This window comes from Pseudomonas sp. NPDC087639, from assembly GCF_044743385.1.
Lineage (GTDB): Bacteria > Pseudomonadota > Gammaproteobacteria > Pseudomonadales > Pseudomonadaceae > Aquipseudomonas.
Window position 1 is genome coordinate 22,106 of the sequence record NZ_JBIUWI010000001.1, and the last position, 21,478, is coordinate 43,583.

Below are 21,478 nucleotides of genomic sequence, written 5' to 3' on the forward strand. Positions count from 1 at the left end.
ACCGGGTGATCGAAACCTGGCTGGTGACCACGGCGCTGTATGTCGCAGCCTGTTACCTCATTGCCATGCTGCTGCGGTATCTCGAGCAGCGTCTGGCGATCCGCCGATAGGAGGCTGCGATGTACGAATCCCCCAGTTGGTTGCATGAATTGTGGGTGGCGCGCGAGCCACTCTGGCAAGGCTTCCTGACCAGTGTGCAGGCTTCGGCGCTGGCGATTCTGTTCGGCACGATTCTCGGTGTGTTTGCCGGTCTGGTGCTGACCTACGGCAAGTTCTGGATGCGCGCACCGTTCCGCTTTTACGTCGACATTATTCGCGGCACCCCGGTGTTTGTGCTGGTCCTGGCCTGCTTCTACATGGCGCCGGCGCTCGGCTGGCAGATCAGCGCGTTTCAGGCCGGCGCGTTGGGGCTGACGCTGTTCTGTGGCTCTCACGTCGCCGAGATCGTGCGTGGTGCGTTGCAGGCGTTGCCCCGTGGGCAGATGGAAGCCAGCAAGGCCATCGGCCTGACGTTTTACCAATCCCTCGGCTATGTGCTGTTGCCCCAGGCACTGCGGCAGATCCTGCCGACCTGGGTCAACTCGTCCACCGAAATCGTCAAGGCATCGACCTTGCTTTCGGTGATCGGCGTCGCCGAATTGCTGCTCAGCACTCAACAGATCATCGCCCGGAACTTCATGACCCTGGAGTTCTATCTGTTCGCCGGTTTTCTGTTCTTCGTCATCAACTTCGGCATCGAATTACTCGGCCGGCACATTGAAAAGCGGGTGGCCTTGCCATGACTGAAGCTCAAGTTTCCAACGTTCAAAACGGCCAGCCACTGCTGGACATCCGTGGCCTGCACAAACAGTACGGCACGGTGGAGGTGCTTAAAGGCGTCGACCTGAGCATGCAACGCGGCAACGTCGTCACGCTGATCGGCTCCAGCGGTTCCGGCAAGACCACGCTGCTGCGCTGCGTGAACATGCTCGAAGAGTTCCAGGGCGGGCAGATCCTGCTTGAGGGCGAATCGATCGGCTATGACGAGGTCAACGGCAAACGCGTGCGCCATGGTGAAAAAGTCATCGCTCGCCATCGCGCCATGACCGGCATGGCGTTCCAGCAGTTCAATCTGTTCCCGCATCTGAGCGCATTGCAGAACGTCACCCTGGGACTGCTCAAGGTGAAAAAGATGCACAAGGATGAAGCCGTGGTGCTGGCCGAGAAATGGCTGGAGCGGGTCGGCCTGCTGGAACGGCGCAATCACTTTCCCGGTCAGTTGTCCGGCGGTCAGCAACAGCGCGTGGCCATCGCCCGGGCGATTGCGATGAACCCGAGCCTGATGCTGTTCGACGAAGTCACTTCAGCCCTCGACCCGGAGTTGGTCGGCGAAGTGCTCAACGTGATCAAGGGCCTGGCCGAAGACGGCATGACCATGTTGCTGGTGACCCACGAGATGCGTTTCGCCTTCGAGGTCTCGGACAAAATCGTTTTCATGAACCAAGGGCGGATCGAAGAGCAGGGGCCTCCCAAGGAGCTGTTCGAACGCCCGCAATCACCGCGTCTGGCTGAGTTTCTGAAAAGCACGCGGTTCTGAATTTTCACTTTTGTAATCAGGAGAAACACCCATGAGCATTACGCGTTACGGTACCGGCAGCACCGCCGCTGGTGGTCAGCCTCGTCCATTCGCCCGCGCCGTTGAAGCGGATGGCTGGCTGCACGTGTCCGGCCAAGTGCCGGCAGTGGATGGAGAGATTATTGTTGGCGGCATCGTCGAGCAGACGCACCAGACCATGAAGAACCTGATCGCGATTCTCGAAGAGGCCGGTTACGGCCTGGAAGATGTGGTGCGCGCGGGCGTGTGGCTGGACGATCCGCGGGATTTCAGCAGTTTCAACAAAGTCTTCGGCGAGTACTTCAAACCGGAACACGCTCCGGCGCGGGCGTGTGTGCAAGCGAGCATGATGGTGGATTGCAAGGTCGAGATTGATTGCATTGCTTACAAGAAGAAGGCCTGAAATCTGTGCTGACTTCTTCGCGAGCAGGCTCGCTCCCACATTTGAAATGCAATCCCCTGTGGGAGCGAGCCTGCTCGCGAAAGCGGCCTACCAAGCGATGCAATACTCTCGGTAAACTCCCGGCGACTTTGAATGGGAACCACTGAAATGACCGAAGACACCATCAAACGCAGGGCCCGAGGTCTGGACCGGGCGTTCGATATCCTCGATTTCCTCAAGGAAGTCGGCCAGCCGCTGCGTCCGAATGACATCGCCAACGGCATCGGCAGCCCGAAATCCACGGTCTATGAGCTGGTCGCCTCGTTGCTGGAGCGGCGAATCCTGGAACCGGTGGGCAAGGACGGTCACGTCTATCTCGGCCGGCAGCTGTACTTCCTCGGTCAGGCGCATTTGCGCCATTTTGACCTCAGCCGCGAAGCCGATCACGCCTTGCAGGAGATCGTCAGCCAGACTCGCGAAACCGCGCAGATGTGCCTGCTCAACGGGCGCAAATACACCGTGGCGCTGATGAAGGAGGGCGAGCGGCACTTCCGCATTTCCTCTGATATCGGCGAGAACGCGCCGATCCCATGGACCGCGTCCGGGCGCTTGCTGCTCGCGCACCTGAGCGATCAGCAAATCATCGACCTCATCGACGAAGACGACTACATCCTGCCCGACGGTGAACGCCTGCCTCTGGAGCGGTTTTTGGCAGAAATCCGTCAGGCCGGCATCGATGGATTTTTCTCCTTCGACAGTGTTGCCGACACCTTCACCCATTGCTTCGCGGCACCGGTCAAAGACCCTTCCGGCGTTGCAATCTGCACCCTGTGCATCGTCGCCCCACGGGCCGACGCGAAGAACAATTACAACGACTATCGCCGGGTTCTGATCGAGAGTGCCAACAGCCTCGCCCGGCGAATCAACGAATAACCGCGGCTGTCTGCGCCGCGAATGAATGCGAGGAGTTTGACCATGACGACTGCCATCAATACTGCTGTGGAAAAGGGCGATGCCGCCATCGGCGCGCACCTGGTACGAGACGTCAGCCTGCCGGCGCTGGTGCTGCACCGCGAGGCGCTGGAGCACAACATTCGCTGGATGCAGAAGTTCGTCAGCGACAGCGGCGCCGAACTCGCGCCCCACGGCAAGACCAGCATGACCCCGGCACTGTTCAAGCGTCAGCTCGACGCTGGGGCCTGGGGCATCACCCTCGCCAGCGCTACCCAGACCCGCGCGGCATATGCCCACGGCGTGCGTCGCGTGCTGATGGCCAACCAATTGGTCGGCACGCCGAACATGGCGCTGATTGCCGATCTGCTGGCCGATCCGTCGTTCGATTTCCATTGCATGGTCGATCATCCGGACAACGTTGCCGACCTCGGCGCTTACTTTGCTTCGCGCGGCGTGAAGCTCAACGTGATGATCGAATACGGCGTGGTCGGTGGTCGTTGCGGGTGCCGCAGCGAGCAGGAAGTCATTGAGCTGGCCAAAGCGATTAACGCGCAACCTTCGTTGGCGCTTACCGGTATCGAAGGTTACGAAGGCGTGATTCACGGTGATCACGCGGTCAGCGGCATTCGCGCGTTCGCCGCGTCGCTGGTGCGTCTGGCGGTGCAATTGCAGAACAGCGGCGCGTTTGCCATTCCCAAGCCGATCATCACCGCTTCGGGATCGGCGTGGTATGACCTGATCGCCGAATCGTTCGAAGTGCAGAACGCTGGCGGCCGCTTCCTCAGCGTGTTGCGTCCGGGCAGCTACGTGGCACACGACCATGGCATCTACAAAGAAGCGCAGTGCTGCGTGCTCGATCGTCGTAGCGATTTGCATGAAGGCCTGCGGCCGGCGCTGGAAGTCTGGGCGCACGTACAGTCGATGCCGGAACCGGGGTTTGCGGTGATTGCCCTGGGCAAGCGTGATGTGGCGTTCGATGCCGGGCTGCCGGTGCCGCTGCTGCGTTACAAGGCAGGCGTGTTGCCGGCGGAGGGCGATGATGTCGGTGCATGCAAGGTGACAGCGGTGATGGATCAGCACGCGTTCATGACCGTGGCGCCGGGCGTTGAACTGCGCGTCGGCGACATCGTTTCCTTTGGTACTTCGCACCCGTGCCTGACCTTTGATAAGTGGCGCGTGGGGTTGCTGGTGGATGAGCAGTTGTCGGTGATCGAGAGCATGGAAACCTGTTTCTAAGACTCGAAACCGAGTAGCGACCATCGCTGGCTTGCCAGCGATGAGGCCAGACCAGACACCCGCGAATCAGCAGAGACACCACACAATGACCACCCTCAGCCCCTTGGGCCCCAACGCCCCGCGCATCGCCCTGATAGGCGAATGCATGATCGAACTCCAGCAACGCGCCGATGGCAGCCTGCAGCAGAGCTTTGGCGGCGACACGCTCAACACTGCCGTCTACCTGTCTCGCGCCTTGGGCGACAAGGCTCAGGTCGATTACGTCACGGCGCTGGGCGATGACAGTTTCAGCGACGCCATGTGCCAGATCTGGACCAGCGAAGGCATTGGCCTTGACCTGGTGCAGCGCCTGCCCGGTCGCTTGCCGGGCTTGTATTGCATCCAGACTGACGCCAACGGCGAACGGCGCTTTCTCTACTGGCGCAACGAAGCGGCTGTGCGCGATTGCTTCACCACCCCGGCCGCCGAGCCGATTCTGGCCGCGTTGCCGGATTACGACGTGCTGTACTTCAGCGGCATCACCCTGGCCGTGCTCGGTGCGCAGGGCCGCGAAAGATTGATTCAGGTGTTGATCGAAGCGCGTCAGCGGGATGCACGGATTGTCTTCGACAATAACTACCGACCACGTTTGTGGGCGTCACTGGCAGACGCGCGGGCGGCCTATCGCAGCGTGTTGCCGCACATCGATCTGGCGTTGCTGACGGTGGATGACGAGCAGGCGCTGTTTGGTTTTGCCGATTGCGATGCGGTGTTCGACGCTTACGCGCAGATCGGCACGCCGGAAGTGGTGCTCAAGCGCGGCGCCGAGGCATGCCTGATTCGCTGTGACGGTGAAGCGTTTGAAGTGCCGGCGCAGAAGGTCGAGAAGGTCGTGGACACCACGGCGGCGGGGGATTCTTTCAGTGCGGCGTATCTGGCCAGTCGTCTGACTGGCGGCAGCCCGGCTGAGGCGGCCGACGCGGGGCATAGGTTGGCAAGCCGGGTGATTCAAGTGCCGGGAGCACTGATCCCCAACGATTGAAATACAACCCCTGTAGGAGCAGCCGAAGGCTGCGATCTCTTGATCTCGATTGTAAAAAACAGGATCAAAAGATCGCAGCCTTCGGCAGCTCCTACCGGTGGGGTGAGTAGTGGTCAATCGCGATAGAAAACCTGCACCAGGTGATAACCGAACTTGCTCTTGATCGGTCCATGCACCGTACGCAGCGGCTTCTTGAAAATCACCGCATCAATCGCCCCCACCATCTGCCCCGGTCGCACTTCACCCAGATCACCGCCGCGTTTGCCGGACGGGCAGGTGGAAAATTTCTTGGCCAACACATCAAACGCTTCGCCCTTGGCGATGCGTTGTTTGAGCTGTTCGGCCTCTTCGGCGGTTTTCACCAGAATGTGGCGGGCTTGGGCTTTCATCTTGCGATACCTGATAACGGGGTGAAGGCGGGGCGCGGATTATGCCTCAACTCAAGAGGTTTGGCTGATCATCGCGCGGATCTTGCTGGCCAATAGCTCGATGGAAAACGGTTTCGCCACCATGTCCATGCCGTCCTCGAGAAAGCCCTGGCGTTCGGCGGCTTTCTGCGCATAACCGGTCATGAACAATACTTTGAGGCCCGGGCGATGCTGACGGGCGATTTCAGCGAGTTGGCGACCATTCATGCCCGGCAGGCCGACGTCGGTAACCAGCAGGTCCACCCGTAGATCGGATTCGAGCAACGGCAGGGCCACCCGGGCGTCCTCGGCTTCGTGCGCTTGATAGCCCAACTCCTTGAGCAGATCGAGCACCAGCATGCGCACCGCCGGGTCGTCTTCGACCACCACCACGGATTCACCGGTGGCCGTGGCCGGTTGCGGCTCGGTGGGCTCGACTGGCAGACGTTCCGCTTCCAGGCCAACCATTCTTGGCAAGTACAGACGCACGCAGGTGCCTTGGCCGGGCAAGCTGTCGAGGCTGACATGCCCACCCGATTGCTGGGCAAAACCGTAAATCATCGACAGACCGAGCCCGGTGCCCTGGCCGATCGGTTTGGTGGTGAAGAAGGGATCGAACGCCTTGGCCCTCACCGATGGCGTCATTCCCGTGCCGTTATCGCTGACCGCCAGCATCAGGTAATCGCCGGCCTTGACCGGTTCGAGGGTGGTGATGTCGCTGCCGTCGAGGAAGACGTTTGCCGTTTCGATCAGCAAGTCACCGCCCTCAGGCATGGCATCGCGGGCGTTGATCACCAGATTCAACAGGGCATTTTCCAATTGGCTGATGTCAGTGCTCACCGGCCACAAGTCATCGGCCAACTTTAACTTGAGGTCGATTGGATCGCCCTTGGTACGGCGGATCAGGTCTTCCAGCGAGTGAATGAGTTCGTTGACGTTCAGTTGCTTGCGATCCAGCGATTGCCGCCTCGAGAACGCCAGCAACCGGTGAGTCAAGGCGGCCGCACGGTTCGCCGAGGCGACGGCGGCTTCGGTAAAGCGGCCGATCTCGCTGGCGCGACCGTTGGCGATGTAGCGCTGCATCAGGTCGAGGCTGCCGATGATCCCGGTGAGCATGTTGTTGAAGTCGTGGGCAATGCCGCCGGTAAGCTGTCCGACCGCCTCCATCTTCTGCGCATGGCGCAACGCATCTTCAGCGCGCTCGCGTTCGAACATCTCGTTCTGCAAACGCTGATTGGCCTGGGCCAATTGCTCGGTGCGGGCGCTGACACGCTCTTCAAGGGTTTCATTGAGGTTGCGCAGGGCTTCTTCGGTTTTCTTGCGCTCGGATTCGTCGATCACAAAGATGTAGAAACCGTTGACCGAACCGTCCGCACCGTGGCGCGGCAGGTAATTCATCAGGGCATGGCGGCTGCTGCCGTCGCGGTGGGGCGTGTACAGGCTGAACGAACAGGATCGACCGGCGAGTGCTTCGGCGATATACGGCGCGCGCAGGAAATACGCTTCCTCTCCGATCACTTCTCGAATGGTTCGGCCGCACAGCTCTTGGGGTGTGAGGCCGTACCAGTCCAGATAAGCCGCATTATTGAGGCGAAAGCGTTCTTCGTGGTCGACATAACTGATCAGGATCGGCATGGCGTTGATGATCAGCTGCAGTTCTGTCTGACTCTGGCGCAACGCTTGTTCGGTGTGTTTGCGCTCGGTCAAGTCCAGCGCCGCACCGAGAAAACGCACCGGCCGGCCATGGTGATCCTTGTAGCAGCGGCCGCGGGCAAACACCCAGCGCTGCTCACCGCCGGGCAGCAACAAGCGGTATTCCTCGGCATATTCGGTGCCGTGGGTGATGCAATGTTTGATGCTGCGAGCCACCAGCGCACGGTCTTCAGGATGGACACCGTGCAGGTAATCACTGATGGGCAATTGCGCGGCGCGAGACGGATCAATGCCGTGCAATTGGGCGAAGTGGGCGTCGGCAATGAAGCGGTCTTCGCCGATATCCCAGTCCCAGGTACCGACCGCATCTGTCGCGGCGAGGGCCAGTTGCAAGCGCTCTTCTGTTTCGCGCTGAGCCTTGAGGCTGTCGTCGGAGCGCTGCTGCAACTCCAGGGCGATACGTCGGCGCTCATTGGTTTCGATCGCCGTAACCAGAATACCGGCGACCTGCGCGTTTTCATCGCGGATCGGGCTGTAGGTCAGATCCAGCCAGAAGTCGGTGTCTTTACCGTCGCGCTGCAGGGTGAAGCGTCGTTCACTGTAGGTGCGTACCTGGCCTTGCAGGACGGCGCTGTAAATCGGGTCAGTGAAGTCTCGAAGTTCCGGCCATATAAGGTGCGCAGGCTGTCCGAAAGCGTGGGGATGTTTGTTGCCGGCGAGCAGGGCGAAGCCGTTGTTATAAATTTGCGTGAGTTGCGGCCCCCACAACAACAGCATCGGCATCGGCGAATGAATCACGATATCCACCGCGGTACGCAGGCTCTGCGGCCAGGTTCCTGCCGCGCCCAGTGGACTGCGGCTCCAGTCGGTGCGGGCGATCAGTGCCTGCGCGTCGTCGTTGGTCGGTGCAGCGTTCATCACATCAATCCTGAGCGTCGGTCGGTGAGACGGCGTCTATCATTGTTGCAGGCTTTAGACGCTGTATGGCTCGTCGCGTCACGACGGCGGCCAATTCTGCTCATTGAATGCTTCGCGGGTGCTTTTTGCCATGGAAATCGATGCACTGTTATCTCGTTTGTCCAACTTACAGGGTTCTGACCTGTTCCTGTCTACCGCCGCGCCGCCCAGTGTAAGAGTAGACGGTGTACTGACGGCATTAAGCGACGAACCCTTCAAATCCGGTGAAATTGCCGCCATGGCGACCTCACTGATGGACGCCGAGCAGCGCCGAGAGTTCGACCGGGATCTGGAAATGAATCTGGCGATCTCCCGAGCCGGCATTGGCCGCTTTCGGGTCAATATCTTCAAGCAACGCAACGATGTGTCGATCGTCATTCGCAATGTAAAACTCGACATTCCGCGTTTCGAAGACTTGAAACTGCCGCCGGTACTCCTCGAAACGGTGATGCTCAAACAAGGCTTGATCCTGTTTGTCGGCGCCACCGACTCGGGCAAGTCGACCTCGCTGGCAGCCTTGATTGATCACCGCAACCGCCACAGCACCGGGCACATCATCACCATCGAAGACCCGATCGAGTACATCCATCGGCACAGGCTGTCGATCATCAATCAGCGTGAAGTCGGCGTCGACACCCGCAGCTTTCATGCAGCGCTGAAAAACACCCTGCGCCAGGCGCCGGACGTCGTGCTGATCGGAGAAATCCGTGACCGCGAAACCATGGAACACGCCTTGGCATTTGCCGAAACCGGGCATCTGGTGCTTTCCACGTTGCACGCCAACAACGCCAATCAGGCGCTGGATCGGATTATCAACATGTTTGCCGAAGAGCGACGCCCGCAGCTGTTGCATGCGTTGGGTAACCACCTTAAAGCGTTTGTATCGCAACGACTGGTACGCACCCTGGACGGGCAGCGCAGAGCGGCGGTCGAGGTGATGCTGGGTACGCCGACGGTCGCGGATCTGATTCGCCGTAACGAGTTGGGGGAACTGAAGGCGATCATGGAGAAGTCTGCCGAGCTTGGGATGCAGACCTTTGATGCGGCGCTGTTTGCGTTGGTCGTGGAAGGTGTCATCAGCGAGGAGGAGGCGCTCAACCATGCGGACTCAGTGAACAACCTGCGTCTGCGCCTGAAACTGCATGATGATAGGGTGCCCGGGCCGCCGCCAGCCGCTTCGGGGGAGTGGGGGTTGGTGGATTAGACCGCCTCAAAAGATCACAGCCTGCGCCGGGCGAGTCTCCCCGGCCGCAGGCTGTGATCTTTACGATCAACTGCGCAACTCGTTTCTATTGCGAAATTGCTCCAGTGCCTCCGGGTTGGCCAGCGCATCGGTGTTTCTCACCGGCTCTCCGTGCACCACGTTGCGCACCGCCAGCTCCACGACCTTGCCGCTGATGGTGCGTGGAATGTCGGTGACCTCGACGATCTTTGCCGGCACATGCCTGGGCGTGGTGTTGGCGCGGATGACCTGACGAATCTGCTGTTGCAGCGTTTCATCAAGTGTCACGCTGTCCTTGAGCCGCACGAACAACACGACCCGCACATCGTCTTGCCACTGTTGCCCGATGGCCACGCTGTCGAGTACTTCCGGGATTTTCTCGACCTGGCGATAGATCTCCGCCGTACCGATGCGCACGCCGCCGGGATTGAGCACGGCGTCGGAGCGACCGTGGATCATCATCGCGCCATGGGGCAACTGTTCGGCGTAATCGCCCTGCGCCCAGACACCGGGGAACAGGCTGAAATAGGATTTGCGCAACTTTTCCCCATCGGCATCGTTCCACAACCCGATTGGCATCGCCGGAAAATGCCGCGTGCAGACCAGTTCACCCTTTTCGCCGATCACGGGCTGCCCGGCGTCATTCCACACTTCAACCGCCATGCCCAGGCTCTTGCCCATGATTTCACCGCGCCGCACTGGCGACATCGGGTTGCCATTGACGAAGCAGGAAACGATGTCGGTACCGCCGGACATCGAAGCCAGGCACACGTCGGGTTTGAAGTCGCGGTAAACAAAGTCATAACTCTGCGGCGACAACGCCGAACCGGTGCAAAGCAGGGTTCTCAGGCTGCTGAGGTCATGGCTCTCGCGCGGTCTGAGCCCGTTGCTTTCCAGCGTCGCGAGGTATTTGGGGCTGGTGCCGAAGACGCTGACGCGTTCGTCGTCGAGCAGATCCAGCAAACGCTCCGGGCCCGGGTGAAACGGCGAACCGTCGTACAGCACCACGGCGCTGCCGACCGCGAGTGCCGACACCAGCCAGTTCCACATCATCCAGCCGCAGGTGGTGTAGTAAAACAAGCGATCGCCTGGGCCGAGGTCGACGTGCAGGCCATGTTCCTTGACGTGTTGCAGCAGTACGCCGCCGGTGCTGTGCACGATGCATTTCGGCACGCCCGTGGTGCCACTGGAATACAGCACGTACAGCGGATGAGCGAAAGGCACCGGGACGAAGCGCGGCTCATCGCCGGGCTGATAAAAGTCGTCCCACAGGGTGACATTGGCTTGCGTGCGATAGTCTTCGATGCGCGCTTGCGCACGTGCATAGGGAACGATGATCAACTGTTGCAGCGATGGCAGTTGCGCAAGGATTTCATTGAGCTTCGTCGTCTGGTCTATCTCTTTGCCGGCATAGCGGTAACCGGCGCAGGTGATCAGGACTTTCGGTTCGATCTGGCCAAAACGATCAATCACGCCGTGGGTGCCGAAATCCGGCGAAGAGCACGACCAGATTGCCCCAAGGCTGGTGGTTGCGAGCATCGCCACCAGCGTCTGCCAGGTGTTGGGCATACACGCCGCCACCCGGTCGCCGAGACCCACGCCCACGGCTTGCAGACTTGCCTGGAAACCGGCGACCTGGCGAGCCAGTTCGGCCCAGCTCAATTGCTCGCGCTGACCGTTCTCGGCCAGGCTTACCACCGCCACGGCGTCATCACGGCGCCGCAATAAATGTTCGGCAAAGTTCAGGGAGGCGCCGGGAAACCATTCGGCGCTGGGCATGTATTCACCTTCGCGTAACACGGCGTCTGGCTGGGTATGGAAGCGAATGTCGAAGAAGTCGACGATGGCTTGCCAGAACGCTTCACGCTCTTCGATGCTCCATTGGTGCAGGGCAGGGTAGCCTTCCAGATTGAGCGAATGGCGCTGATTGACGAAGCGTCGGAAGGTATCCATGCGCGACTTGGCGATGCGGTTGGCGTCGGGCTGCCAGAGGATGTCGGACATTTGTTTGCCTCTTGTTTTCCTGAAGGTGTCGCGGCTTATTGCGCCAACCACCCACCGTCAATATTCCACGCCGCACCACGCACCTGGCTGCCTGCTTCGCTGCACAGAAACAACACCAGTTCCCCCAGATGCTGCGGCGTAACGAACTCCAGCGATGGCTGTTTCTCGGCCAGCAAATCATGCTGCGCCTGCTGCGGATCGACGCCCTTGGCGGCGCGATCATCGATCTGCTTCTGCACCAGCGGCGTCAGTACCCAGCCCGGGCAAATCGCATTGCAGGTGACGTTGCTGGTCGCGGTTTCCAGACCGACCACTTTGGTCAGGCCGATCACCCCGTGTTTGGCAGCAACGTAAGCCGCTTTGCCTGTGGAACCGACCTGGCCGTGTACAGAGGCGATATTGATGATCCGCCCCCAGCCTTTGGAGCGCATGCCCGGCAGACTCAGGCGGGTGCTGTGAAACACCGAAGAGAGGTTGATGGCGATGATCGAGTCCCAGCGTTCAATCGGAAACTCTTCCACGGCGGCGACATGCTGGATGCCCGCGTTGTTGATAAGAATGTCCACGCCACCGAACTCGCGCTCGGCGTAGGCGATCATCTCGGCGATCTGTGCCGGGTCGCTGACATCCGCCGGATGATGGCCGACCTTGCCGCCGAACTGCGCCACCTCGCTAATCACTTTGGACGCATCGCCAAAGCCATTGAGAACAACATTGGCTCCAGCCTTGGCCAGCACGAGCGCAATGCCCAGGCCAATGCCGCTGGTGGAGCCGGTAACCAGTGCGGTCTTGCCAGTAAGAGTCGTCATGAATGCCTCACACAATGCCAGTGGCGTAGAAAGTGCCGATCACCACGAAAACCGCCAGAGTTTTGATCAGCGTAATACAGAAAATGTCTTTATAGGCTTCACGATGGGTCAGGCCGGTGACCGCCAACAGCGTGATGACCGCGCCGTTGTGCGGCAGGGTGTCCATGCCGCCGCTGGCCATCGCAGCCACGCGGTGCAACACCTCCAGCGGAATGTTCGCCGCATTGGCGGCGCTGATGAACTGCTCGGACATTGCCGCCAGCGCAATGCTCATGCCCCCCGAAGCCGAGCCTGTAATACCCGCGAGCAAGGTCACGGTGATCGCTTCGTTGACCAGTGGATTGGGGATTTGCTTGAGCCAGTCGGCCAGCACCAGAAAGCCCGGCAGCGAGGCGATCACTGCGCCGAAACCATATTCGGAAGCGGTGTTCATCGCTGCGAGTAACGCGCCACTGACCGCACTTTTGCTGCCCTCGGCCAGTTTGCTGCGAATCGCCTGAAAGCCGAACGCCAATACCATCAGAATCCCGACCAGCAATGCGGCTTGAACGGCCCAGATCGCCGTCAGTTTGGCGATTTCAGTGGTCACCGGTGTGGCCATGCCTGGCAGCGCCAAGCTGTGGGTCTTGCCGTACCACTGCGGAATCCAGTGGGTGAACAGCAGGTTCATGATGCCCACCGCCAACAACGGCGACAGCGCAAGCCAAGGGTTCGGCAGCGTCAGGTCTTCGGCGGTTTCCGGCTCGTTGCGCAGTTCGGTGCCATAGCCTTCACCGGCGCGTTGAGCCTTGTTGCGTTGACGTTGCAGAAACAGCATGCCGGCGCAGAACACGAAAATCGTGCCGATCACACCCAGCCACGGCGCCGCCCACGCGGTGGTATTGAAGAACGTGCTGGGGATGATGTTCTGGATTTGTGGTGTCCCGGGCAGGGCGTCCATGGTGAACGAAAACGCGCCGAGGGCGATGGTGGCCGGGATCAGACGTTTGGGGATGTTGCTCTGGCGAAACATCTCCGCCGCAAACGGGTAAACCGCGAACACCACCACGAACAGCGAAACGCCACCGTAGGTGAGGAGGGCGCAGACCAGCACGATCACTAGCATGGCCTGCTTTGTGCCTAACAGACGAATGGCCGCTGCAACGATCGAACGCGAGAAACCCGACAGTTCGATCAACTTGCCGAACACGGCACCGAGCAGAAACACGGGGAAATACAGCTTGATGAAACCGACCATTTTCTCCATGAACACCCCTGTGAAAGCTGGGGCAACGGCGGACGGGTCGGTCAGCAGGACAGCGCCGAGCGCGGCGATGGGTGCGAAGAGGATAACGCTGTAGCCACGATACGCAGCGACCATCAACAGCGCCAGGGCTGCCAAGGCAATGATCACACTCATGGTGTGTCTCTCCAGAATTGTTATTTTTGTGGTTGAAACGGGTGTAGGAAGGGGCAAAGCGAGATGTGTGCCAAGTTGTTAACATGTTGAAATTTAAGGAAATTATTCTCTGTTTTAAATGTGTGGATAGAGTTTTGTCTCAATCGGGAGATTTCGTCGGCCAAAAAAGATCGCAGCCTCCGGCAACTCCTACAATTTGAAGCCAATCCACCCTGTAGGAGCTGCCGTAGGCTGCGATCTTTTGATCTTCAAGGTCTTATCCAGAAACAGAGATAAGTATCTCTTTATCGAGACTAGACGATCCCCAGCACCACCATTTTCTTGTACAGCGTCGACCGTCCAAGCCCCAATCTAGCCGCTGCCTCCGGCACCTTACCCCCGCATTGCGCAAGGGCAGACTGAATCAACTGCCGATCAAACCGCTCCCGCGCCTCAGCGAATGTCTCCTCGGCCAACGACTCAATCATCGGTGCCGAAGCACGCTCCACCGGCGTAAACGTACCGATGGCCGCGCGAATGTCGTTCTCGGTGAGCATCAGGTCATCACTCAGCAGCGCTGCTCGTTCCAGCACATTGCGCAGCTCTCGAATATTGCCCGGCCAGGCATGCTGTCCAAGCAACGTCAACGCTTCACGGTTCAGCTCATGTTGACTGCGAAGCTCTTCCAGAATGGCTTCGCTGAGTGCCGGCAGATCGTCGAGCCTTTCACGCAGCGGCGGTACATTGATCGGCAACACGTTGAGCCGGTAATAAAGGTCCGCGCGGAATTCGCCGCGTTTGATCGCCGCTTGCAGATCCGTCGACGTGGCGGCAATCACCCGCACATCACTTTGGATCACGTCGTTCGAACCCACTGGCTCGAACTCCTTCTCCTGTAGCACGCGCAGCAATTTGCTTTGCAGCGGCAGCGGCATGTCGCCGATTTCGTCAAGGAACAGCGTGCCGCCCTGAGCGATTTGCAGCTTGCCGGTACGGCCCTTGCGGTCGGCTCCGGTGAACGCGCCTGGGGCGGTGCCGAAAAACTCCGCTTCCAGCAGCGCCTCGGGAATCGCCGCGCTGTTGATGCTGACGAAAGCTTTGTGCGCTCGGGGTGAGGCACTGTGGATGGCCTGTGCCAGCAATTCCTTGCCGGTACCGGTTTCACCCAGCAGCAACACAGGAGACTCGGCACTCGCACTGCGCCGCGCACGGCGTTTGACGTCGAGGCTGGCGGCACTGGTGCCGATGAAATGGGCGAAGTTGTATTTGGTCTGCCGCGCGCGCAGCAAGGAGCGGGTCGAGGCCAGCTCTTCCTGCATGCTCAGGTAACGCTTGAGCATCGGCGACAGGGTACGCAACTCATCGAACAGGGCGAAGCCGATGGCGCCAATGACCGTGCCCGCGTCGTCGTGGATCGGCAGGCGCATCACCACCAGCGGTTCTTTTGGGGTGTCCTGCATGTCCAGCAGAATAGGGCGACCGGTGCGCACCACCTCACGCAGGAGACTTCCGGGGATCACCCTTTCACAGGGCTTGCCGATGGCGCCTGCGGCGGATTCCAGACCGAAACGCCGGGCGTAACGCTCATTCATCCAGACGATGTTGGCGTCACGATCGACAATCACCGTGCCTTCGCTCGACTGCTCGATGATCTCGAACAGCGAACGGATCGCCAGAGTGCGAACCCTTTGGTAGTCCTTGAGGCTTTCGGTGGTGTTCATGAAGGCTGGTCCGAGGTTTGTGTTGTCAGTGCCGACGCCATCGCGGGCTCGCCAGCGATGGCCACGACCGGGTTTCAAATCGAGCGCCGATTATGCCTATCCCGGATGCGCCGCCGCCAACAGCTCTTTGGTGTAAGGATGCTGCGGCGAATCAAACACCTCGTGACTGGCGCCACGTTCGACCACTTTACCGTCCTTGATCACGATCATGTCGTGGGCCAAAGCGCGGACCACCGCCAGGTCGTGGCTGATAAACAGATAGGTCAGACCGTGTTTCTCCTGAAGCTGACGGAGCAGGGCGACCACTTGTTTCTGCACCGTGCGATCCAGGGCCGACGTCGGTTCATCCAGCAGGATCAGCGCCGGTTTCAGTACCAATGCCCGGGCGATGGCGATGCGCTGACGTTGACCGCCGGAAAACTCGTGAGGGTAACGGTGACGACTTTCAGGATCGAGACCGACTTCCTTGAGTACACGGATCACTTGCTCATCGCATTCGCCAGCGGTGGATTCGCAATGCACTTCCAGGCCTTCGCTGATGATCTGTGCTACCGACATACGCGGGCTGAGGCTGCCGAACGGATCCTGAAACACCACTTGCATCTGCCGGCGCCAGGGTCGCAACTGCTTCTGATTGAGGCCGTCGAGCGCTTCGCCCTGGAAGCGGATACTGCCTTCGGAGTCGAGCAAACGAAGAATCGCCTGACCGAGTGTCGACTTGCCCGAACCGGACTCCCCGACGATGCCCAATGTCTTGCCGCGCTGAATGTTCAGGCTAATGCCGTCGACCGCGCGCAGGTATTGTTTGCGCTGAAACAGGCCGCCACCGACGGCAAATTCGACCCGCAGGTTATCGACTTCCAGCACGTTCTCACGCTCGTCCCTCGGCAGTGCTTCGCCTTCCGGTTCGGCATTGAGCAGGACGCAGCTGTAAGGATGTTTCGGCTCGGTAAACAGGGTTTCGCACGGTGCCTGTTCGACGATTTCTCCGGCCTTCATCACGCACACGCGTTGAGCGATGCTACGCACCAGATTGAGGTCGTGGCTGATCAGCAGTAGCGACATGCCCAAACGCTGTTGCAGGGATTTGAGCAGCAACAGGATCTTGCGTTGCACGGTGACGTCGAGCGCTGTAGTTGGCTCGTCGGCAATCAACAATTCCGGCTCGCAGGCCAGAGCCATGGCGATCATTACCCGCTGGCGTTGTCCGCCGGACAGTTGATGAGGGTAAGCCTTGAGCCGCTCCTTGGGTTTCTGGATGCCCACTAGTCCGAGCAGTTCGAGAATGCGTGCTTGCGCCGCTTTGCCTCCGAGGCCGCGATGCAGCAGCAGGGTTTCGCCGATCTGTTTTTCGATGGTGTGCAGTGGATTGAGCGAGGTCATCGGCTCCTGAAAGATCATGGCGATACGGTTGCCACGCAGTTCGCGCAGGACCTTGGGGTCTGCCCCCACCAGTTCCTGCCCGCGATAGCGAATGCTGCCGGTGGTTTGCGCTTCACTGTCAGGCAGTAATTGCAGGATTGAATGAGCAGTCACCGATTTGCCCGAGCCCGACTCGCCGACCAGCGCCAGGCACTCGCCAGGGCGGATGTCCAGGCACAGGTCGCGCACCACGGGCTGGCCATGGAAGGCAACGTTGAGGTTACGGATTTCAATCAGGTTGTCAGTCATGGCCACGCTTCAGGATCGAGGGTCGAAGGCGTCACGTAACGCCTCGCCGATGAACACCAGTAAAGAAAGGATCAGCGCCAGGGTGAAAAACGCCGTCAGCCCCAGCCAAGGCGCCTGCAGATTCTGCTTGCCCTGACCGATCAGTTCGCCCAGCGAAGCGCTGCCGGCCGGCATGCCGAAACCGAGGAAGTCCAACGCGGTAAGGGTGGAAATCGCCCCGGTCAGAATGAACGGCAAGTAGCTCAATGTCGCATTCATGGCGTTGGGCAAGATGTGCCGGACAATCACTTTGCGGTCAGTCAGACCAAGGGCTCGCGCGGCTTTGACGTATTCCAGATTACGCCCGCGCAAGAACTCCGCCCGCACCACGTCGACCAGCGCCAGCCAGGAAAACAGCGCCATGATTCCCAGCAGCCACCAGAAATTCGGCTCGACGAAACCGGAAAGGATGATCAGCAGGTACAGCACCGGCAGTCCTGACCACACCTCAAGCAGACGTTGCCCGATCAAGTCGACCCAGCCGCCGTAGTAGCCCTGCAACGCGCCGGCAGCGATGCCGATCAGCGCACTGACAAACGTCAGCATCAGGGCAAACAGAATCGATACCCGCGCGCCGAAGATCACCCGCGCCAAGACATCCCGCGACTGATCGTCGGTGCCCAGCCAGTTGACTGCCGTGGGCGGGCTCGGTGCCGGTTTGGTGAGGTCGTAGTTCGGTGTGTCGTCGCTGAAGGGAATCGGCGGAAACAGCAGCCAGCCACCGTCCTTGCGGATGAGGTTCTGCACATAATCGCTGCGGTAATCGGCCTGGAACGGCAGTTGTCCGCCGAACTCCTGCTCGGTGTGGCGCTTGAACACCGGGAAGTACCACTGGCCCTGATAGCTGACTACCAGCGGCTTGTCGTTGGCGATCAGTTCGCCACCCAAGGTGACAATAAACAGCCCGATAAACAGCCACAACGACCACCAGCCACGACGGTTCTTCTTGAATCGCTCAAAGCGACGACGGCCCAAAGGCGAGAGCTTGAACATCAGGCGTTCCTCGCGGCGAAGTCGATGCGCGGATCAACGAGGGTGTAGCACAGGTCGCCGATCAGTTTTATCAGGAGGCCGAAGAGGGTGAAGATGAACAACGAGCCGAATACCACCGGATAATCCCGGGAAACCGCTGCTTCGTAGCTCATGCGGCCGAGGCCGTCGAGGGAGAAGATTACTTCGATCAGCAGCGAGCCGGCGAAGAACACGCTGATGAAGGCTTGAGGAATGCCCGACACCACCAACAGCATTGCATTGCGAAACACATGGCCATAGAGCACCCGGCGCTCACTCAGACCCTTGGCCCGTGCGGTAACCACGTATTGGCGGGTAATCTCATTGAGGAACGAGTTTTTGGTCAGGATCGTCAATGTCGCGAAACCGCCGATCACCAGTGCCGTCACCGGCAACACCAAGTGCCAGAAGTAGTCGGCGATCTTGCCCAGGGTCGACAGCGATTCGAAGTTGTCCGACACCAGCCCCCGTACTGGAAACCAGTTCAGTGAGGTGCCGCCGGCGAACAGCACGATCAGGAACATCGCAAACAGGAACGCCGGCATTGCGTAACCGATGATGATCGCCGTGCTGCTCCAGATATCGAAATGGCTGCCATGGTGCACGGCTTTGCGGATGCCCAGCGGTATCGACACCAGATAGGTAATCAGCGTCGCCCACAGACCGAGGGAAATGGTCACCGGCATTTTTTCCAGGATCAGGTCGGTGACCGTCGCGCCGCGAAAGAAGCTTTTGCCGAAGTCCAGTTGCGCATAGTTCTTGAGCATCAGCCACAGACGTTCATGAGCGGGCTTGTCGAAGCCGTACTGTTTTTCGATGTCTTTGATCAGCTGCGGGTCGAGACCACGACTGGCACGGGATGTGCCACTCATGGTTTCGCTCGCGCCGCCGCCGACACTGGCACCGCCGATACCTTGCAAGTGCGCGATCGCCTGCTCGACCGGGCCACCCGGCGCGGCTTGAATGATCACAAAATTCACCAGCAGGATGATCACCAGTGTCGGAATGATCAGCAGCAGGCGCCGCAGTATGTAACCCCACATCAGTGCGGTCCTCCGGGTCTGCCGCGAGAGATTTTTTCAGCGGTCATCTGTTGATTGGTCAGCGGTGTGCTGCTGATTTCCCACCAGCTCTCGATGGCTTCGTCATTGCTCGCCTGAACCGACGGCATGCCGAAACGGTTCCACCAGACAGTCGAGGTACCCGGCGGATAGTAGTTGGGAATCCAGTAGTAATTCCATTGCAGCACCCGGTCCAGCGCGTGGGCGTAGTGCAGCATGTCGGATTGGGTCGAGGCGCGCATCAGGCCGTTGATCAAGGTATCAACCGCCGGGTTTTTCAACACCATGTAGTTGTTGGCGCCCGGATCGTTGGCCGACGCTGAGCCGAAGTAGTTGAGCAACTCGCCACCCGGAGACGTGGTGACGGGGTAGCCGGTGACGATCATGTCGTAATCGCGGCTCATCAGGCGGTTGACGTATTGCGAGGAGTCGATACGGCGGATATTGAGATCGATGCCGATCTGTTTCAGCGTGCGCTTGTACGGCAGCAACAGACGATCCATGCCGTTCTGGCTGACAAGGAAGGTAAAACTCAGTGGCTCGCCTTCGGCGTTGACCAGTTGATCGCCATCGGGTTTCCAGCCGGCCTGTTCCAGCAACTCGAGGGCTTGCAACTGCTTGTCGCGGATCAGGCCGCTGCCATCGGTTTTTGGCGCTTCGAATACTTTTGAGAAGACTTCGTCGGGAACCTGCCCACGCAGCGGCTCAAGGATTTTCAACTCTTGCGCATCGGGCAGTTCGCGAGCCGCGAGTTCGGTATTGGAAAAGTAGCTTTGCTGGCGGATGTACAGGTTGCGCATCATCTGCCGGTTGCTCCACTCGAAATCCCAGAGCATGGCCAGCGCCTGACGCACGCGCCGATCCTGGAAAATCGGTTTTTGCAGGTTGAACACAAAACCCTGGGCCGATTGCGGCGCCTCGGTGGCCAAGTGGGCTTTTTGCAGGCGCCCGTCGCTGAGGGCGGGGCTGTCATAACCGATCGAGTAACCGGTGGCGGAGAACTCTCGGTTGTAGTCGTAGGCGCCGCCGCGCAGCACCTGACGTGCAACGTCGGTGTCGCCGAAATACTCGATGCTGAAGTGATCGAAGTTGTACAGGCCGCGGCTGACCGGCAAATCCTTGCCCCACCAGTCGGGATTACGCTCAAACGTAATGCTGCGCCCCGAATCGACTTTGCCGACACGATACGGGCCGCTGCCCAGCGGTGGCTCGTATCCGCCACCGCCGGCGAAATCGCGGTTCTTCCACCAATGTTCGGGGAACACCGGCAGGGTCGCGATATCCAGCGGGAGGGTGCGGTTTTCATTACTTTTGAAGTCGAAACGCACAGTCAGCGGCGCTTCCACTTCGACGCCTTTGACGTCGGCGAATTGGGTGCGGTAGCGCAGGCTGCCCTGGGTCATCAACAAATCGTAGGTATAGCGCACGTCTTCGGCGGTAATCGGTTTGCCGTCGGCGAAGCGTGCTTTGGGATTGATGAAGAAACGCAGCGACAGGCCGTCGTCCGAGCGCTCCATCTTCTGTGCGACCAGGCCGTAAACGGTGTAGGGCTCATCCATCGAACGCTGGGCCAGCGGCGAATAAAGCAGGCCATCGATCTGAGTGACGCCGATGCCTTTGTCTATATAAGGAAGGAGATGGTCGAAGTGACCGATTTCGATCGCCGAGCGGCGCATCGTTCCCCCTTTGGGGGCCTGCAGGTTGGTGTAATCGAAGTGACTGAAACCGGCAGGGTATTTGGCAGGTTCGCCATACACGGTCAACGCATGTTGCGGTGCCGCGTTCACACCGGCGGCGCCCGACAGCAGGGCGAGGGCGGTGAGCATCAATGTGGGGAAAACCAGTCGCATTATCAGCCTTGGAACCGGGTAATCGATAAGCGCAAGTTGTACGCGAGAGGCGCGTCAGTCGCCAGCCGTATGTGTAACTGAAACACAACGGCCCACCAGAAGGCGGGCCGTTGGACAGCGCTCAGGCGACGGATCAGTCCTGACGGCTGGTGACTTCCAGCAGGTGATAACCGAACTGGGTTTTTACCGGGCCTTGCACGACGTTGATTGGCGCGCTGAATACCACGGTGTCAAATTCCTTGACCATTTGGCCTGGACCGAACGAACCCAAGTCGCCACCCTGACGGCTGGATGGGCAAGTGGAGTTGGCCTTAGCGATTTCAGCGAAATCAGCGCCGCCTTCGATCTGGGCCTTGAGTTCGTTGCATTTGGCTTCATCGGAAACCAGGATGTGACGGGCAGTGGCTTTAGCCATGAGAAAACTCTCCAATCTATTTCAATAAAGTGCGGAGCCTACCGGATTCAGTGGTCGAATTCTCGGCAAAGTTCCGTTCGGTTGTCATGGTCT

At 59.7% G+C, this 21,478-nt stretch carries 18 protein-coding genes and 1 pseudogene; 8 read left to right on the forward strand and 11 right to left on the reverse strand.

From position 1 onward, the window contains the following. From ACIOVB_RS00090 to ACIOVB_RS00120, 7 genes and pseudogenes are all read left to right on the forward strand, one after another. A pseudogene (locus ACIOVB_RS00090) lies at positions 1 to 110 on the forward strand (amino acid ABC transporter permease); the annotation flags it as partial. Positions 111 to 119: 9 nt separating this feature from the next. Beyond that, entirely contained in the window at positions 120 to 782 is a 663-nt protein-coding gene (locus ACIOVB_RS00095; protein WP_187679949.1) for an amino acid ABC transporter permease, read from the forward strand. Next, positions 779 to 1,576, forward strand: a complete 798-nt coding sequence (locus ACIOVB_RS00100; RefSeq protein ID WP_187679948.1) for an amino acid ABC transporter ATP-binding protein — start codon at positions 779 to 781, stop codon at positions 1,574 to 1,576. Before ACIOVB_RS00095 ends, ACIOVB_RS00100 begins: the two co-directional genes overlap by 4 nt. Positions 1,577 to 1,607: 31 nt before the next feature. Next, positions 1,608 to 1,997 carry a RidA family protein gene (locus ACIOVB_RS00105; RefSeq protein ID WP_007912330.1) on the forward strand — a complete coding sequence of 130 codons (390 nt, stop codon included), beginning with the start codon at positions 1,608 to 1,610 and terminating at the stop codon, positions 1,995 to 1,997. 147 nt (positions 1,998 to 2,144) lie between these two features. Further along, positions 2,145 to 2,909, forward strand: coding sequence for an IclR family transcriptional regulator (locus ACIOVB_RS00110; RefSeq protein WP_187679954.1), 765 nt, complete (start codon positions 2,145 to 2,147; stop codon positions 2,907 to 2,909). A 42-nt stretch (positions 2,910 to 2,951) separates the two neighbouring features. Next, on the forward strand, positions 2,952 to 4,166 hold the full coding sequence (locus tag ACIOVB_RS00115; RefSeq protein ID WP_401263846.1) for an amino acid deaminase: 1,215 nt from the start codon (positions 2,952 to 2,954) through the stop codon (positions 4,164 to 4,166). Positions 4,167 to 4,251: 85 nt separating this feature from the next. Next, positions 4,252 to 5,187: a sugar kinase gene (locus ACIOVB_RS00120; protein WP_401263848.1), complete on the forward strand. Its 936-nt coding sequence runs from the start codon at positions 4,252 to 4,254 to the stop codon at positions 5,185 to 5,187. A 113-nt stretch (positions 5,188 to 5,300) separates the two neighbouring features. On the opposite strand, the gene ACIOVB_RS00125 is transcribed toward ACIOVB_RS00120, so the two are convergent. After that, complete coding sequence (locus tag ACIOVB_RS00125; RefSeq protein ID WP_007912322.1) at positions 5,301 to 5,576, reverse strand: peptidylprolyl isomerase; 276 nt, start codon at positions 5,574 to 5,576, stop codon at positions 5,301 to 5,303. Positions 5,577 to 5,627: 51 nt separating this feature from the next. Then, positions 5,628 to 8,165 (reverse strand): PAS domain-containing protein, encoded by a 2,538-nt coding sequence (locus tag ACIOVB_RS00130; RefSeq protein ID WP_401263850.1) that lies wholly within the window; start codon positions 8,163 to 8,165, stop codon positions 5,628 to 5,630. Positions 8,166 to 8,295: 130 nt separating this feature from the next. On the opposite strand from ACIOVB_RS00130, the gene ACIOVB_RS00135 reads away from it, so the two are divergent. Further along, the gene (locus ACIOVB_RS00135; RefSeq protein WP_401263852.1) at positions 8,296 to 9,408 is read left to right on the forward strand and encodes a PilT/PilU family type 4a pilus ATPase; all 1,113 of its coding nucleotides are present in this window, start codon (positions 8,296 to 8,298) and stop codon (positions 9,406 to 9,408) included. Between the two features lie 66 nt (positions 9,409 to 9,474). Here ACIOVB_RS00135 and ACIOVB_RS00140 read toward each other — a convergent pair whose 3' ends face one another. The 9 genes from ACIOVB_RS00140 to ACIOVB_RS00180 form a co-directional block, all read right to left on the reverse strand. Beyond that, positions 9,475 to 11,430: an acetoacetate--CoA ligase gene (locus ACIOVB_RS00140; protein WP_401263854.1), complete on the reverse strand. Its 1,956-nt coding sequence runs from the start codon at positions 11,428 to 11,430 to the stop codon at positions 9,475 to 9,477. 35 nt (positions 11,431 to 11,465) lie between these two features. Next, entirely contained in the window at positions 11,466 to 12,239 is a 774-nt protein-coding gene (hbdH, locus tag ACIOVB_RS00145) for a 3-hydroxybutyrate dehydrogenase (protein ID WP_401263856.1), read from the reverse strand. A 7-nt stretch (positions 12,240 to 12,246) separates the two neighbouring features. After that, positions 12,247 to 13,638, reverse strand: a complete 1,392-nt coding sequence (locus tag ACIOVB_RS00150) for a GntP family permease (protein WP_187679939.1) — start codon at positions 13,636 to 13,638, stop codon at positions 12,247 to 12,249. 293 nt (positions 13,639 to 13,931) lie between these two features. Beyond that, positions 13,932 to 15,338, reverse strand: coding sequence for a sigma-54 interaction domain-containing protein (locus tag ACIOVB_RS00155; protein WP_401263858.1), 1,407 nt, complete (start codon positions 15,336 to 15,338; stop codon positions 13,932 to 13,934). A 96-nt stretch (positions 15,339 to 15,434) separates the two neighbouring features. Then, positions 15,435 to 17,009, reverse strand: coding sequence for an ABC transporter ATP-binding protein (locus ACIOVB_RS00160; RefSeq protein WP_187679937.1), 1,575 nt, complete (start codon positions 17,007 to 17,009; stop codon positions 15,435 to 15,437). Positions 17,010 to 17,018: 9 nt separating this feature from the next. Beyond that, complete coding sequence (locus ACIOVB_RS00165) at positions 17,019 to 18,041, reverse strand: ABC transporter permease (RefSeq protein WP_305438116.1); 1,023 nt, start codon at positions 18,039 to 18,041, stop codon at positions 17,019 to 17,021. Then, positions 18,041 to 19,102 carry a microcin C ABC transporter permease YejB gene (locus ACIOVB_RS00170; protein WP_187679935.1) on the reverse strand — a complete coding sequence of 354 codons (1,062 nt, stop codon included), beginning with the start codon at positions 19,100 to 19,102 and terminating at the stop codon, positions 18,041 to 18,043. The genes ACIOVB_RS00165 and ACIOVB_RS00170 overlap by 1 nt, the downstream gene beginning before the upstream one ends. After that, on the reverse strand, positions 19,102 to 20,970 hold the full coding sequence (locus ACIOVB_RS00175) for an extracellular solute-binding protein (protein ID WP_401263860.1): 1,869 nt from the start codon (positions 20,968 to 20,970) through the stop codon (positions 19,102 to 19,104). Before ACIOVB_RS00175 ends, ACIOVB_RS00170 begins: the two co-directional genes overlap by 1 nt. A 133-nt stretch (positions 20,971 to 21,103) precedes the next feature. Beyond that, positions 21,104 to 21,385, reverse strand: a complete 282-nt coding sequence (locus ACIOVB_RS00180) for a peptidylprolyl isomerase (protein ID WP_401263861.1) — start codon at positions 21,383 to 21,385, stop codon at positions 21,104 to 21,106. Positions 21,386 to 21,478: the final 93 nt, after the last annotated feature.

Coding starts and splice junctions, on each gene's coding strand:
- ACIOVB_RS00095 (WP_187679949.1), top strand. CDS start 120: ATGTACGAATCCCCCAGTTGGTTGCATGAATTGTGGGTGGCGCGCGAG.
- ACIOVB_RS00100 (WP_187679948.1), top strand. CDS start 779: ATGACTGAAGCTCAAGTTTCCAACGTTCAAAACGGCCAGCCACTGCTG.
- ACIOVB_RS00105 (WP_007912330.1), top strand. CDS start 1,608: ATGAGCATTACGCGTTACGGTACCGGCAGCACCGCCGCTGGTGGTCAG.
- ACIOVB_RS00110 (WP_187679954.1), top strand. CDS start 2,145: ATGACCGAAGACACCATCAAACGCAGGGCCCGAGGTCTGGACCGGGCG.
- ACIOVB_RS00115 (WP_401263846.1), top strand. CDS start 2,952: ATGACGACTGCCATCAATACTGCTGTGGAAAAGGGCGATGCCGCCATC.
- ACIOVB_RS00120 (WP_401263848.1), top strand. CDS start 4,252: ATGACCACCCTCAGCCCCTTGGGCCCCAACGCCCCGCGCATCGCCCTG.
- ACIOVB_RS00125 (WP_007912322.1), bottom strand. CDS start 5,576: ATGAAAGCCCAAGCCCGCCACATTCTGGTGAAAACCGCCGAAGAGGCC.
- ACIOVB_RS00130 (WP_401263850.1), bottom strand. CDS start 8,165: ATGAACGCTGCACCGACCAACGACGACGCGCAGGCACTGATCGCCCGC.
- ACIOVB_RS00135 (WP_401263852.1), top strand. CDS start 8,296: ATGGAAATCGATGCACTGTTATCTCGTTTGTCCAACTTACAGGGTTCT.
- ACIOVB_RS00140 (WP_401263854.1), bottom strand. CDS start 11,430: ATGTCCGACATCCTCTGGCAGCCCGACGCCAACCGCATCGCCAAGTCG.
- hbdH (WP_401263856.1), bottom strand. CDS start 12,239: ATGACGACTCTTACTGGCAAGACCGCACTGGTTACCGGCTCCACCAGC.
- ACIOVB_RS00150 (WP_187679939.1), bottom strand. CDS start 13,638: ATGAGTGTGATCATTGCCTTGGCAGCCCTGGCGCTGTTGATGGTCGCT.
- ACIOVB_RS00155 (WP_401263858.1), bottom strand. CDS start 15,338: ATGAACACCACCGAAAGCCTCAAGGACTACCAAAGGGTTCGCACTCTG.
- ACIOVB_RS00160 (WP_187679937.1), bottom strand. CDS start 17,009: ATGACTGACAACCTGATTGAAATCCGTAACCTCAACGTTGCCTTCCAT.
- ACIOVB_RS00165 (WP_305438116.1), bottom strand. CDS start 18,041: ATGTTCAAGCTCTCGCCTTTGGGCCGTCGTCGCTTTGAGCGATTCAAG.
- ACIOVB_RS00170 (WP_187679935.1), bottom strand. CDS start 19,102: ATGTGGGGTTACATACTGCGGCGCCTGCTGCTGATCATTCCGACACTG.
- ACIOVB_RS00175 (WP_401263860.1), bottom strand. CDS start 20,970: ATGCGACTGGTTTTCCCCACATTGATGCTCACCGCCCTCGCCCTGCTG.
- ACIOVB_RS00180 (WP_401263861.1), bottom strand. CDS start 21,385: ATGGCTAAAGCCACTGCCCGTCACATCCTGGTTTCCGATGAAGCCAAA.